The 13383-nt window shown below is 60.0% G+C and carries 11 protein-coding genes; 3 read left to right on the top strand and 8 right to left on the bottom strand.

The features are described 5' to 3' along the window. Positions 1-151: 151 nt before the first annotated feature. From ACSFE6_RS28645 to ACSFE6_RS28615, 7 genes are all read right to left on the bottom strand, one after another. A complete protein-coding gene (locus ACSFE6_RS28645; RefSeq protein ID WP_435430750.1) occupies positions 152-2701 on the bottom strand; it encodes a LuxR C-terminal-related transcriptional regulator in 2550 nt (849 codons plus the stop codon). 140 nt (positions 2702-2841) lie between these two features. Next, positions 2842-4209 (bottom strand): DUF1329 domain-containing protein, encoded by a 1368-nt coding sequence (locus ACSFE6_RS28640; protein ID WP_435430749.1) that lies wholly within the window; start codon positions 4207-4209, stop codon positions 2842-2844. Between the two features lie 24 nt (positions 4210-4233). Next, positions 4234-6027 carry a DUF1302 domain-containing protein gene (locus ACSFE6_RS28635; protein WP_435430748.1) on the bottom strand — a complete coding sequence of 598 codons (1794 nt, stop codon included), beginning with the start codon at positions 6025-6027 and terminating at the stop codon, positions 4234-4236. Between the two features lie 654 nt (positions 6028-6681). Beyond that, positions 6682-7593: an SDR family oxidoreductase gene (locus ACSFE6_RS28630; protein WP_435430747.1), complete on the bottom strand. Its 912-nt coding sequence runs from the start codon at positions 7591-7593 to the stop codon at positions 6682-6684. Positions 7594-7890: 297 nt separating this feature from the next. Further along, entirely contained in the window at positions 7891-8793 is a 903-nt protein-coding gene (locus ACSFE6_RS28625; protein ID WP_435430746.1) for an alpha/beta fold hydrolase, read from the bottom strand. Then, the gene (locus ACSFE6_RS28620; protein WP_435430745.1) at positions 8793-9575 is read right to left on the bottom strand and encodes a class II aldolase/adducin family protein; all 783 of its coding nucleotides are present in this window, start codon (positions 9573-9575) and stop codon (positions 8793-8795) included. The genes ACSFE6_RS28625 and ACSFE6_RS28620 overlap by 1 nt, the downstream gene beginning before the upstream one ends. Before the next feature lie 233 nt (positions 9576-9808). Beyond that, positions 9809-10264 carry a flavodoxin gene (locus ACSFE6_RS28615; protein ID WP_435430744.1) on the bottom strand — a complete coding sequence of 152 codons (456 nt, stop codon included), beginning with the start codon at positions 10262-10264 and terminating at the stop codon, positions 9809-9811. A 103-nt stretch (positions 10265-10367) separates the two neighbouring features. Between ACSFE6_RS28615 and ACSFE6_RS28610 the strand changes: the two genes are divergently transcribed. Together ACSFE6_RS28610 and ACSFE6_RS28605 are read left to right on the top strand one after the other, a co-directional pair. Further along, the gene (locus ACSFE6_RS28610; protein ID WP_435430743.1) at positions 10368-10844 is read left to right on the top strand and encodes a PAS domain-containing protein; all 477 of its coding nucleotides are present in this window, start codon (positions 10368-10370) and stop codon (positions 10842-10844) included. A 54-nt stretch (positions 10845-10898) separates the two neighbouring features. Then, the gene (locus ACSFE6_RS28605) at positions 10899-11504 is read left to right on the top strand and encodes a hypothetical protein (protein ID WP_435430742.1); all 606 of its coding nucleotides are present in this window, start codon (positions 10899-10901) and stop codon (positions 11502-11504) included. A 2-nt stretch (positions 11505-11506) separates the two neighbouring features. Here the strand turns inward: ACSFE6_RS28605 and ACSFE6_RS28600 are convergent, their stop codons facing one another. Continuing rightward, entirely contained in the window at positions 11507-12457 is a 951-nt protein-coding gene (locus tag ACSFE6_RS28600; protein ID WP_435430741.1) for a MerR family transcriptional regulator, read from the bottom strand. A gap of 222 nt (positions 12458-12679) precedes the next feature. On the opposite strand from ACSFE6_RS28600, the gene ACSFE6_RS28595 reads away from it, so the two are divergent. Further along, the gene (locus tag ACSFE6_RS28595) at positions 12680-13249 is read left to right on the top strand and encodes an antibiotic biosynthesis monooxygenase (RefSeq protein WP_435430740.1); all 570 of its coding nucleotides are present in this window, start codon (positions 12680-12682) and stop codon (positions 13247-13249) included. Positions 13250-13383 lie beyond the last annotated feature (134 nt).

Raw genomic sequence — 13383 nt, 5'->3', positions numbered from 1 at the left:
GGGGGAACGATCCTGCTCAGAAAATTGGTGCGCAAAACCCTGCGTTTGCGGGCTTCGACCCCCCCCCCCCCCCCCCCCCCCCCCCCACAAGGGTTCGGCAATGACACATTTATCGCTGGCACAAAAAAGTGAACCGCAACGGGCTAAGCCCCTACCCTTGGGCAATCAAACCCAGCCTCTTCGCCGTGGCCACGGCTTGTGTGCGCCGCTCAACGCCCAACTTGCTATGAATTCGCCGCGCGTGGGTTTTCACCGTATGCAGTGAAATAAACAACTGCTCGGCGATCTGTTGATTGGAATTGCCCTGGGCGATCAAGCCGAGCACCTCCAGTTCCCGCACGCTCAACGGATTGTCTTCAAGGGTCGCCGCCGGCTCATCGTCCATCCCAAGGCGACAGAGTAATGTCGGCTGACGAAGCCGCAGTTCGCGCAAGGGCTGCTGTAAATGGCAGCGCCTCACCAATTCCAGCCCCGCCCGTAACGCTAACCTCGCCAATTCAGGTTCGCCGATCATGTCCGCCACTTCGCAGAGGGCAAATTGCAATTCCGTTTCCAGCGCCAGCATTGCATGTTGTTGTGCGTGTTCGAGCAGCACCTTGAGTCGCTCCAGCGGTTGCCTGGCCCGCTGCAAATGGGTTTCGGCGAGCACCAGCAAGTACTCGACCCGCGCGATCAGCGTCACGGTGGCCGGGGGCGCCTGTCGCGCCTGGGGTCCACGGTAGTGACGCACCACGCGGGTCAAGGTTTCATAGGCCAATTGCGGTCTGCCTTGCTGCAACCAAAAGTGACTGCTGATTTGCAGCAGAACGCCGCGATACACCGTGTCGGGAATCTGCCGCTGTTGCATCAATCGTTCGGCATCGCGCAAGCGATCAAATGCGTGAGCGTAATCCCGACTATTGGCCGCCACCTGGGCTTGACCGAGAAAGCCGTACAACGCGCGCTTGTCCTGACTGTGCAAACAGTCCTGAAGACCACTGCGCAAACATTCAGCGGCCACCTCATCCTGTCCTTGGCACAGCGCCAAATGCCCGCGCCGCAATGCAATCCGTCCAAGCAGCGGCGTCGGACGATCAGCCTGTTGACACAACAACCCATGCACATCGGCCAACAGACTTTCGGCGCGCCGGGGAGCGCCGCGCTGCTCCAGCAATTGCGCATGATCAAGTTCAAGCAAGCCTTCGAACAGCAACGAACCTTGCGCTCGCGCCAGACACAATGCCTCGCGGTTCAAGGCCTGTGCAGCATCGAGCTCGGCGCTGAGCAGCGCCTGCTGGGTCAACCCGGACAGGCACAACAGGCGTGCCGGCCAGGCGTCCGCGTCCAACTCGGCCAACGCCTCGACAAAGTGCCCGCGAGCCGTCTCCATGCGCCCCTGCAAATGCAACAACCAGCCTTGCTGCGCCTGCCAGCGCGCCAGGAGTTGCTGCTGCAAAGCGGCCGTCGGTTGCGGTGCGAACCGCGCCATTTGCTCGATGCACACCGCGGCCTGATCGAAACGTCCGGCAAACAATAGCGCCGCAGTGATAAGTCCGACCAATTGCGGCGTACCAAGGGTCAGCGCTTGATCCTGACGCTCATGCAGATTCAGTAACAGGCGTGCATTCTCGCGCCGGAACAGATGCTCAAGACTGAAGTGCTGCAACAAGCTGACGGCGACCTCGAACTCTTCGGCCAGTAAGGCTTGCTCGAATGCCCCCTGCCAGTCTTCTTCGGCGCAGAACCATTGGCAGGCGCGCCGATGCCAGGACCGACCTGCAGACCCCTGTTCGTCGCGCATGGCCTGAGCCAGTGGCACGAACACGCGCAGCCAATCCACGGAGTCCTCCCAGGGCTCGATGAAACACCCCATGTCCTGCAAGGTCTGCAACGCCTTTGCCCCTTCACCGGCGCCGAACAGATGCTCACACAGGCCGGCATTGAAGCGTGGCAAGTGAGCCAGTACCTGCCACGCCTCTACCAGATCCGGCGGCAAAGTGTTGAACAACTCATGCTGTAAATAATCGAGCAGCATCGCCGAACGCCCCGGCTTGTCCTGTTCGGCAGCCCACGGACAACCGTCGAGCAGGGCGATGCGTACGCCCGCACACCAGCCACCGCTGCGTTGAATGATTCTTCGGGCGACGCTGGCTGCTCGCGACGCCTCGACATGACCCAGTAATTGCTCGACATCACCCTCGGTAAACGCCAGCGCAGGCCCGTCGCACTCGTACAACTCATCATCGAGCAACAGCCGCGGCCAGTTGCAGGACGGACGTCGCCGTGAGCCCAGCCACCAACTCAACGAAGGGCTTCTGACCGCGAGTAAACGGTCCAGCAAACGATCGAGTTCGGGGTGGGGGACGCGGCTGTAATCATCGATAAACAGCCAGGTTGGCACCTGCAAACGGGCCAGGTGTTCCAGCAATGCAGGCTCATCGGATGAAGCCAGACCCAACGCCTGCGCCAACCGTTGCCGGAAATCGGCAGCACTCAACGGCTCGCCCGCCAGTGGAAGCCAATACACCCGGCAATGCGCCGGTGCGCGCAACAGGCACTCGGTGAGCAATAGGCTCTTGCCGCTGCCGGCCGGTGCACAGAGCAATTTCACCCGGGCCGTGGAAGTCAGCAACGGCTCGACCAGTCGCTCACGAGACAGGTGATGGGAAGACAAACGAGGCAGAAGTCCAGGACGGTCCAGACACGTCGTCATGGCAGTCATAGTGGTGCGCCTTTTTATAGTTGTGGCGCCACCCTAGCCCTCTCTGGAGCGCTTGTTGAAGAAGTATTCAGCGGGCTGATCAACAGCCATAAAAAAGGTGACCGCGAGGTCACCTTTTTGTGTAGGTGCCTGTAGGACGATTACCTCACACCCGTGCTCCGCAGGGCGGCCGGCGTGTAGTCCCCGGCTTTTGCCGCGATGTTGAATTCGAAGCTGCGCTTCTCCTCGTTCTTCATCCCCAGCGCGATGTAGCGACCGGCAATCAGGTCATACAGGGCTTCGACCGTATAAGCCGGCACCTGATGATCGTAGTAGAACTGCGCATGCCCTTCGGCCACTCGCCAGAGCTGGCCGCGACCGTCATAGTGATCGGCCAGTGCCACCTGCCAGGTGTCTTCGTCGATATACATGTGGCGCTTGGCGTACACGTGCCGCTCGTTGGGCTTGACCGTGGCGACGACTTCCCAGACCCGGTGCAACTCATAGCGGGTCAGGTCCTGGTTGATATGGCCGGCCTTGATCACATCGGTGTATTTCAGGTCCGGCGAGTCGAGTTTGTAGCTGTTGTACGGGATGTACATTTCCTTCTTGCCGATCAGTTTCCAGTCGTAACGATCCGGCGCACCGGAGAACATGTCGAAGTTGTCGGTGGTGCGCAGACCGTCTGACGAAGTCCCCACGCCGTCATACGCCACTTGCGGGGCACGCCGCACACGTCGCTGCCCGGCGTTGTAGATCCACGCCTTGCGCGGCTCCTGGACCTGATCGAGGGTCTCGTGAACCAGCAGCACGTTACCCGCCAGCCGCGCTGGTGCCGTCACTTCCTGCTTGAAATAGTTGAGTACGTTGTCATCGCTGCCCGGTTTCAAGTCCCCCAGCAGCGAAGGCACGGCCACTTCGTCCTTGAAGCGGATGACGGTGAAGTCGCCATTGGACTGCGGCGTGGCCTGGGTGATGGTGCGACGCAGATTGCCGCCGTGATACCGGGTGATGTGGTTCCAGATCACCTCGACGCCGTTCTTCGGAATCGGAAAGGCGTAGTAGCGATTGCCGGTGAAATTGGCCAGGCCGTTGCCGTCGTTCGTCGGGATAACGTTCAACGCGCTACGCTTGGCCGATTCATAGATTTCCGGTGGCAATGCGGCGGTACGGTGAGTCGGATACACCGGAATTTTGTAGGTTTCCGGGTAGCGCTTGAACATCGCAATCTGCCCGTCAGAGAGCTTGTCTTTGTACTTGTCGACCGTCGCCGCCGTGATGATAAAAAGCGGTTTTTCATTGGCGAATGGATCGGCGAGGAACCCCTTGCTGTCCACCGCGCCAGCATTTTTCGGGATGCCGCCGGTCCACGGCGGAATCGAGCCGTCGGCGTTCCCGGCCTTCTCGGCCCCCAGCGGCGTAAGGCTGGTGCCCAGTTTGTTCGCTTCTTCCGGTGACACCGCGGCCATCACGTTGGCGGCCAACAGACCGAGGGCCAGGACCCCGCATTGCAGAATCATCTTGCGCATGGAAATCATCCTTCTCGAGACAGGTCAGAAGTTCACGCCAAAGCTCAACGCCACGAAGTCGCGGTCCTCGAGCGTGTTGTAGTCGCCACCGAAGAAGTCGGTGTAACTGAGGCTTGCGGTGTAGGTGTTGCGGTAGTCCGCATCGACACCGAGGCTGACGGCCTTGGCGCCCTCGTTGAACAGACCGTTGGGGCCGTACCCCGCGACGTCGTGGGACCACGACAGGTTGGGCCGGAAGTTGATCCCGGCGATCACGTTGTTGTAATCGAGGATCGCCCGGGCGCGATAACCCCACGAGGTCGAGGTCACGAAACCGTCGGTATCACCGCCGAAACCATACTGGCCGTACACCGAGTCGCGGCCATAGCGCAACTTGCTGCGGGCCTCCAGGCCACCGACGTGCACCACCGCCGCTTCGCCCACCAACGTCAAACGATCCGCGCCCGCGAACTGGTCGATGAAGTGCGTGAGGGTACTCTGGACCTGCGTCACTTCCTTGCGCCGATAGCCCTTGTTGTCGGCGCCGGGCGTGGTCGCGATAGGCGATGCCGCGCCGCCGGCGATCGGGTTGAGCATCGCCAGGGTCAGGTCGTTGGTGTTGACCTGTACGGGGGCGTTGGGGCGATAGCTGATCTCGCCGGTCCACGCCGTGCCGGTGGGCAAGGTGGTGGAGAAGCTCGCACCGTAAAGGCGAATGTCTTCCGGGTATTCGAGGTAGTACTGGCCGCGACCGAGCATCACGCTTTGCGCAAGACCTGAGCCCGTGCCGGGCGCGATACGGTTGGCCGCAGCGACAATCCCCGGAATGCTCGCCAGCGTGGAGAGCCCGGCGGTCGTGGTGCCGACGTTGGGTGTGCGGCTGTGATAATTCATGAAGTACAGACCGTACTCGGTGTCATCTCCCAACCAGCGCAACGCCGTGCCCCACTGCCCCGAATCCCGGGCATCGCGGTCCTGACCGCGGGGAACGACCACGCCTTCGCGGGTAACCTCGAAGCCCTGGCCAAATGCCGCGGCAATCGGCTGCAACGGTGCAATGGCCGGGCTGGCGACGGTGTAGTTCTTGTTGCATCCGTCGGCCACCACATCGTTGCCGAAGAAGGTGCCGCAGTTGTCGACGACGGTCTGGTCCCACTCCAGTTGATAGAAGCCTTCGACCGTCAACTTGTCCGTCAGGCCCTGGGACGCAAACAGCATGTTGACCGGAATCAGGCCTTCCTTGATCTCGGCACCGGGACGGCGGAACGCGGAAACGTCGACCGGGTTGATGCTGTTGATCGAGTTGCCGATGAACGTACTTTCCCCCCAACTGACCACTTGCTTGCCCGCACGCACCGTGCCGGGTAGCTCACCGAGGGAGTAGTTGTGATAGACAAACGCATCGAGGATCTGCCCGCCCGAGGACTTGGCGCCTTCCTTGCGATTGTGATCGCTGATCGGCTTGAACTCTCGGTCCTCGTCCTTCAACTCGAAGTCGTACCAGTATTTGCCACGGACAAACACGCCGGTGTCGCCGTACTTCAGTTCGAGGTCGTGGATGCCCTTGAAGATTTTCGAAAAGGTTTCGCCTTTCTTGAAGTTCAGGCGCCCGTCGTCACCGGTCGACGCCTGCCCACTGCCGCCATTGGGGATACCCACCAGCGATTTATCCGCATCACGCATGCCCCAGCTCGCGCCCACCGACAGCGAAGAGTCGAACGTGCCCTCGATTTCCCCAATGTTGAACGATACCGCCTGCGCCTGGGCACAGCAGCCCATGGCAACCGCAACGGCCAGCGCCTGCGGTGTGAAGATGGCGCGCATTGTTGTTTTTGTCATGCGTCTTCCCCGGTGAGTGACAGAAGGCCTCACCCTACTGCCGCTCGAGGGGGTCGATAAGCGCACCAAGGAGGTATTCGTGGTGTACCTCCAAAGGATTACCGGGCGCTTGGAACAGGGTTTTGCGCGGGATATGGATGACCGCGATAGCGGGCCATCAGCAGAACGCATGGGCGCGATAAGCCTCAGCTGTGCAGGGCCTGTGTAGGAGCTGTCGAGTGAAGCGAGGCTGCGATCTTTGAAAGGCAAGATCAAAAGATCGCAGCCTGCGGCAGCTCCTACAGACAACTGCTACAGTGAATGAGCCTTCAGCGCATTCGACTGTTACATGCCCAGTAACAGTGCATGTCTGGATTCGCTGTTTTTCCTTTGCCGGCAAAGACTTATTCTTGCCGGGCTTTCACGGAAAACAGCCTGAAAGCGCTCAGCAACGGCAGATGACCTGCCCTCGCCGTTCGCGACAGATTTCAGATGATTCGAAGGTTTCGAGTCATCGCCCCGTGTACACCGACGTTGATTTGTAGCTCCTGGATCCAACGTCTTGCTTTGGCCGCTGCGTTTGCAGCGGCCTTTTTTATGGGCGATGGTTTTGTGGGGAGCGGGCAAAGAGGAGGGATGGCAGGACTCGAACAAGACCTGCCGGATGAGGCGCGATCAGAGCGAATACTTCTGCAAATTCCCCATCATTTCCTTCAGCGCTTCAATGTTGTCCTTCGGATGAGCTGCCCCCTCGAAATCACAAATCTGCGACCAATTCGCTGCCACGTCCTCCGGGGAGAACCCGGCCCGCGGGTCGAAGCCGACGCCGAGGCTGCGCTCCCAGCGCACCTTGCCCATCCAGCCGCCACCCACTTCAAATAAACCAGAGGTGTCCTGGCAGTTTTCGCTGGCCAGGTACACCACCAGCGGGCTGACCAGTTCCGGCTTGAGTTGTTCGAATACTTGCGGCGGGATCAGGCCTTCGGTCATGCGGGTGCCGCCGGTGGGGGCGATGGCGTTGACCAGGATGTTGTTCTTGCGGCCTTCGAGGGCCAGGGTGCGGGTCAGGCCGTAAAGGCCGAGCTTGGCCATGCCGTAGTTGGATTGGCCGAAGTTGCCGTAGATGCCCGAGGTGGACGCGGTGAAGATCACCCGGCCGTAGTTTTGCTCGCGCATGTGCGGCCAGGCGGCGCGGGTGACTTTGTAGGCGCCTTCGACATGGACGCGGTAGACCAGGTCCCAGTCGGCATCTTCCATTTTATGGAAGGTCTTGTCGCGCAAGATCCCGGCGTTGTTGACCACGACGTCGACGCGACCAAAGGCGTCCATGGCATGCTGCACCAGCTTGTCGCCGTCGGTGACCGAGTCGTGGTTGGCCACGGCGGTGCCGCCAGCCTCGCGAATTTCCGCCACCACACGATCCGCCGCCGACGCGTTGGCGCCTTCGCCCTGGGTCGATCCACCGAGGTCGTTGACCAGCACTTTGGCGCCCTGTTTGGCGAACAGCAGTGCGTGCGCCCGTCCCAGGCCGCCACCTGCACCGGTGATGATCACGACTTTATCTTCGAAACGCACAGAATCATTCATGGAGAACTCCAGCAGGCCAGGGACATTGCCTTCGAGTTTCAGGCACGGCGCTGCGGGTCACAATGAACAGCGGGGGGGCTGAATGGTGCGCGATAAGGCTGGGGGATAATTGAGGGTGAGTACAAACTCTGTGGCGAGGGGATTCATCCCCGCTCGGCTGCGCAGCAGTCGTAAACCATGCAAACCGGCTTTACCTGTCGCACCTCATTGTATGGTTTTGGGGGTGCTGCGCAGCCCAACGGGGATGAATCCCCTCGCCACAGATAAATCCCATCGCCACAGGTAATCGTCGCACCGTCAGGAACACGCCACCTTCAGCGGCGGCAACATCAAGCCATCGCGAAACGCCAGGTAGTGCTTGAGCACCTGGCACGGTGCCTCGATCTGTGGGTAGTGACCGATATCGCTCAACAACACCGCATCGGGATCGGGAATCAGCTCCCGGTAACGGGCAACCATGTGCGCCCCCGAGATCGGGTCGACCTCGCCATCGATCACGCGCAGCGGCACTTCGCCGCGCTGCATTGCACCGACCCAACGCTCGCGCTGCGCTCGCCGCTCGGGAATATAAGTGATCAATTTGTGCATGATCCGCGGGCCGTGATTGCTCTCGATCAGACTCCAGAAGTCATCCATCTCGCTTTCAGTGGGACGGGTCTTCGGGCCGAAGATTTGGCGGAAACTTTCCACCAGGCCGTCACGGCTGAACGCGCGACCGATCATCCAGCCCAACGGACTGAGTAGCAGTTTTTGCATCAGGACCGGACGATGGGTTTCCGGGAACAATCCGCCATTGAGGAATACGCAGCTGGCGATATTGATGTGTGAGTCGTAGTGCCGGGCCAACAACTCCTGGGCCACGCTATCGCCATAGTCGTGGGCCAGCAGGTGCACCGGTTGCTCGACATTCAAATGTTCCAGCAGCGCCTGTTGCAGATCGGCCTGTTCCAGCAAGCTGTATTCGTGGTTCACCGGTTTGGCCGAATCGCCGAAGCCGAGCATGTCGCAGGCGATCACGCGATAGCGCTGGGTCAGCGGCTGCCACAGGTAATGCCAGTCCCAACTGGCGCTCGGAAAGCCGTGGATGAGCAGCAGCGGCTCACCCTGCCCCGCCGACCAGTAACGGATGGTCTGGTCACGGAACACGAATGTCTGGCTGCGTTTGCGCCAAACCGACAAGGGAATCTCGGCGAGTGCCATCAGAGTTTGTATCCCGGGTCTTGTTTATCGAGTTTGCGCAGCAACGCTGGCCAGGCCAACGCTCCGCCCATGCCTTGAGCACTTTTGGTGACGCCGGCGATCATGGCCTTGGCTCCCGCCAGAATCTGCGGCTCGATGGCAATCAGTTCCGTGCCACCGTTTTGCGCCATGACCTGGATATCGCAGGCGCGCTGGAAGGTGAACATCATCAGGAAGGTGTCGGCAATGGTGCTGCCACAGGTCAGCAGACCGTGGTTGTGCAGCATCAGGAAGTTGTTATCCCCGAGGTCGGCTTGCAGCCGTGCCTTCTCCTCGTGGTTAAGCGCCACGCCTTCGTAAGCGTGATATGAAAGGCTCGACAGGACGAACAGCGACTGCTGGCTGATCGGCAATATGCCTTGCTTCTGTGCCGAGACCGCAACGCCGGACGCTGTGTGGGTGTGCAGAACGCAGGCGACATCGTGACGGACTTCATGCACCGCGCTGTGGATGGTATACCCGGCCGGGTTGATCTCGTAGGGGCTGTCCATCAGTTTGTTGCCGGCCTGATCGACCTTGACCAGGCTCGACGCGGTGATTTCATGAAACATCAGCCCGAACGGGTTGATCAAGAAGTCTTCAGTACCCGGCACTTTGGCGGAGATGTGGGTGAAAATCAGATCATCCCAGCCATGTTGGGCGACGAGGCGATAACAGGCGGCAAGGTCGACTCGGGTTTGCCATTCGGCGGCGCTGACAAGGTCTTTGACACTGTGTGGCGATTGAACGGGGGCTACGCTCACGACTAGGAACCTCTGGTTTTTATTATGGAGTGTTTCCAATGACTATCGAGTCTAGTCAGCCCAGAGGAATCGCGTAGTTGCATTGGCAGCCAGCTTGATGGCCGAACGAGTCAGCAGCCAGAGAAGAATGGATCCATGTCAAATGGCCGCCGCCAGAGAAGGTGGGGAGCGTGCATTGCGCCGCCCCGCCAGAACCATGACGAGCCCTGAGCGAACGCCTCAGGGCAGGTAAGTCAGCCACGCAGAGCGTCGACCAGCTCCGCCAGCCAGGGCTCGGCATCCGCCTCCGGGTTCACGCTTTCGCTGGCGTCCAGGCGCAGCATCGGCAGGACTTCACGGATGCCCAGCTCACCGAACAGCTCGTGCATCAGCTCGCCACCGCCACAGAAGGTATCGCCATAGCTCGCATCGCCCAGCGCGATCACCGCCCCCGGCAAGCCACGCCAGGCCGCCGGCAACTGGTCGCGAATCGCGAAGTACAGCGGCTGCACGTTATCTGGCAGTTCGCCCATGCCGGTGGTCGACGTCACGGCCAGAAAAGCTTCGGGCCCAAACGCCTGAATATCGGCAAGGCTTGCTCGGGGGTTATAGGAGGGTTCGAAACCGGCGGCTTTCAAAAGGCTCGCGGCATGGCGGGCGACTTCTTCAGCCGTGCCGTACACCGAGCCGGAAATGATGGCGACTTTCATCAATCTGAATCCTGAACCTGAGTAAAAGACCGGGATATTAACAGCACGGTCAGTATTGTTCTTTTAGAATGCCTCAGACAGCCAACAAGGAAGGGTTTTACCGATGATCAACGCCAAATTGCTGCAACTGGCCATCAACGCCTCCAACGACGGCATCGTGATTGCCGAAAAGGAAGGAGAACAGGACAACATCCTGATTTACGTCAACCCGGCGTTCGAACGCCTGACCGGTTACACCAGCGAAGAAATCCTCTATCAGGATTGCCGCTTCCTGCAATCCGGGGACCGTGATCAGGAGGCGCTGCCGAAGATTCGTGACGCATTGAACGGCGAAGGATCGTGCCGGGAGATCCTGCGCAATTACCGCAAGGACGGCACTCCGTTCTGGAACGAACTGTCCCTTTCGACAGTGAAAAATCCGAATGACGGGCAGGTTTATTTCATCGGCGTGCAGAAAGACGTGACCATACAGGTCAAGGCCCAGCAGCGGGTTGCGCAGCTTGAAGCGCAGTTGGCCGATGTTCAGGCGGAACTTGCCGCACTCAAGGCGACGAACGGTACAAACAAATCAACGAATTAATTGTCATTAACTACAATCACCAATGACTTTGTAACTATTCCTTTCGAGCTAGCCATGCAACGCGACGCACTCCTGACCCAGGATGAGCTGGACTTCATCCAGACCATGCAACACAACCCGCAACTCAATGTGCGGGATGCAACGTCAAGTCTGCTCGTCAATGGCGGTTCGCAAATCCGTGACTTGCTCACGCGTCTGGCTGCGCATGAGCAAGTCACCATTCACGCCAGTTTCGAAAACCAGCAAATGACCTTCCCCTTGCACCTGGTGGAAGACGAGTTCCATGCGTTGCATCTGCGACTGGGCGTTCCCAGCATCTATGAAGACGGGCCGCTGGTTCGGCCATGGCGATTGGTGCTCGACGAGCCGGTAGCGCTTGAAAACGCCAACGGCCAGCCTGGCACGATGTGGGTGCATGAAGTGTCGTGCAAGGGCGTGTTGCTGGAGGTTCGCAACAAGACCAAGGCGCCAAAACATTTCGCCTTGTGGTTCAGCCCGTCAGGCTACGAGCGAATTGCCTTGCGCGGCACGCTCGAGAAAGAAACCGAGAACGGCTTCTACGCCTACCAGTTGAACCAGAGCGACAAGGATGAAACCGAACGCCTGCGCCAGTACATTCTGCAGCAGCACCGGTTGACCCATCCCGCCCTGCATCTCTGACTTCAAGTATCCAGGTTGCCCGCCAGAAACTGCTTCAGTCGCTGGCGCATCACTGTGCCTTCGTTACCCAGGCAGCCAATCGAAGAGCCGGCGAGGCTTTCCTGTGCCAGATCCGACGCATCGCCGGCCAACAACACCGGACACTCCAGGCTCATCGCCAGGCGATTCAGGCGTCGTGGCAATTCGGGGGTGGGGACATGGTTGGAAAACAGCACCAGCGCCTGGGGTTTGATCCTTTCGCAGACCAGCGTCAATTCGTCGAATGGCTGACCGATGGTCAACACACGCACACCGGTTTGTCCGCTGCTCAGGAACAGCGCAGCAATCAGCAACTCAAGCTCCCGACACTGTCCTGCCAAAGCACTGACGATGACTCGCTGCGGTTGCTTGTCACGGATCAAGAGCAAGCGCTGCAACACCCGTGACCGCAGAAAACCATCCAGGAACAACCACTCGCTGGTCCGGCCAAATGAATCCTGGCGTTGCAGCAGTTGTTTCCAGAGCGGGACAAGGATGTCCTGGAACACAACGGTCTGGGAGTACGTGGAAAAAATCTGCCCGTAGATCTGTTCCAGCAGAACATCGTCAAAGGCACTGACGGCGGTCTGGACCTGCTGCTGCCATTGCACATAGTCGGCTTGCACAAGGTCGTTGGTGATGATGTGCGACAGCGCCTCTAGCGGCGCCGCCTTGGCCAGGATCTTGCCGACTTTGCTGACGGCTACGCCGCGCTCGATCCAGTCGAGAATACTGTGGACACGCTCGATATCGGTCATGGAGTACAGGCGATGCCCACTTTCGGTGCGTGTCGGCACGATCAGGCCGTAACGCCGTTCCCACGCGCGAAGGGTAACCGGATTGACGCCGGTCAGCCGTGACACCTCGCGAATGGGAAAGAGCTCTTCCCGTTCGAGGGAGAGCGAAGGCGACTCAGCGTCGGTCAGTATGGGCATCGGGTATCAACATCCATGTAAGTTCGAGTCATATTCTAGCTCCCCTGCCCCGTAAAGATTCCGTAAAAATTCAATACTGTGATCAAACGATAAATGTCACAGGCACGAGGGGGCAGATTCAGGAATAATCCTTGCTTATCACGAGACGCAGCCCACTACCCCGGCGCTGCGCCTGGCGAAACTCCTACCCGGAGCGACGCATTTGTTTTACGGAGATACAGAATGTCTACCTCACCCGTCACACTGATGGTTGCTCGCCGTGTCGCCAACGGGCGTTATCAGGACCTGATCGCCTGGCTGCGCGAAGGCGAACAATTGGCCACAGACTTCCCCGGTTATCTCGGCTCCGGCGTGCTGGCACCACCGCCCGACGATGACGAATTCCAGATCATCTTCCGCTTTGCCGACGAACAGACCCTGCATGCCTGGGAGCACTCCGCGTCGCGCACTGCGTGGCTGGCACGAGGCAGTGATTTGTTCGCCCATCCGACGGAGCATCGGGTCAGCGGCATCGAAGGCTGGTTCGGCGCTGCCGGCCAACGCCCGCCTCGCTGGAAGCAAGCGGTGGCGATCTGGCTGGCGTTCTTTCCGGTGTCACTGCTGTTCAACTTCGTACTGGGGCCGTTGCTGGGCGACCTGTCGCTGATGCCTCGCGTGCTCATCAGCACCCTGTGCCTGACGCCGTTGATGGTCTATTTTTTCATTCCACTGTCGACACGGTTGCTGGCGAACTGGTTGAACAGCACGCCTGCAAGCCCCTTGCCCGCCGAGCCCGCCCCCCAAAACCACTGACATCCCCCTGTGGGGGGGGGGGGGGGGGGGGGGGGGGGGGGGGGGGGGGGGGGGGGGGGGGGGGGGGGGGGGTGAGATGAGAGTGGGGGGGATGCGGAAAGGGGGGGGAGAGAGGGGGGGGGGGGGGGGGGGGG

The sequence above is a fragment of the Pseudomonas baetica genome, from assembly GCF_051216495.1.
GTDB lineage: Bacteria > Pseudomonadota > Gammaproteobacteria > Pseudomonadales > Pseudomonadaceae > Aquipseudomonas > Aquipseudomonas baetica_B.
The sequence above is the reverse complement of the archived record's forward strand: the minus strand, read 5'-3'. Positions and strand labels throughout refer to the sequence as shown.

Bases quoted from the DNA above. Each gene is read 5' to 3' on its own strand.
- ACSFE6_RS28635 (WP_435430748.1), bottom strand. From the start codon at position 6,027: ATGACAAAAACAACAATGCGCGCCATCTTCACACCGCAGGCGCTGGCC.
- ACSFE6_RS28610 (WP_435430743.1), top strand. From the start codon at position 10,368: ATGATCAACGCCAAATTGCTGCAACTGGCCATCAACGCCTCCAACGAC.
- ACSFE6_RS28645 (WP_435430750.1), bottom strand. From the start codon at position 2,701: ATGACTGCCATGACGACGTGTCTGGACCGTCCTGGACTTCTGCCTCGT.
- ACSFE6_RS28640 (WP_435430749.1), bottom strand. From the start codon at position 4,209: ATGCGCAAGATGATTCTGCAATGCGGGGTCCTGGCCCTCGGTCTGTTG.
- ACSFE6_RS28630 (WP_435430747.1), bottom strand. From the start codon at position 7,593: ATGAATGATTCTGTGCGTTTCGAAGATAAAGTCGTGATCATCACCGGT.
- ACSFE6_RS28595 (WP_435430740.1), top strand. From the start codon at position 12,680: ATGTCTACCTCACCCGTCACACTGATGGTTGCTCGCCGTGTCGCCAAC.
- ACSFE6_RS28600 (WP_435430741.1), bottom strand. From the start codon at position 12,457: ATGCCCATACTGACCGACGCTGAGTCGCCTTCGCTCTCCCTCGAACGG.
- ACSFE6_RS28615 (WP_435430744.1), bottom strand. From the start codon at position 10,264: ATGAAAGTCGCCATCATTTCCGGCTCGGTGTACGGCACGGCTGAAGAA.
- ACSFE6_RS28625 (WP_435430746.1), bottom strand. From the start codon at position 8,793: ATGGCACTCGCCGAGATTCCCTTGTCGGTTTGGCGCAAACGCAGCCAG.
- ACSFE6_RS28605 (WP_435430742.1), top strand. From the start codon at position 10,899: ATGCAACGCGACGCACTCCTGACCCAGGATGAGCTGGACTTCATCCAG.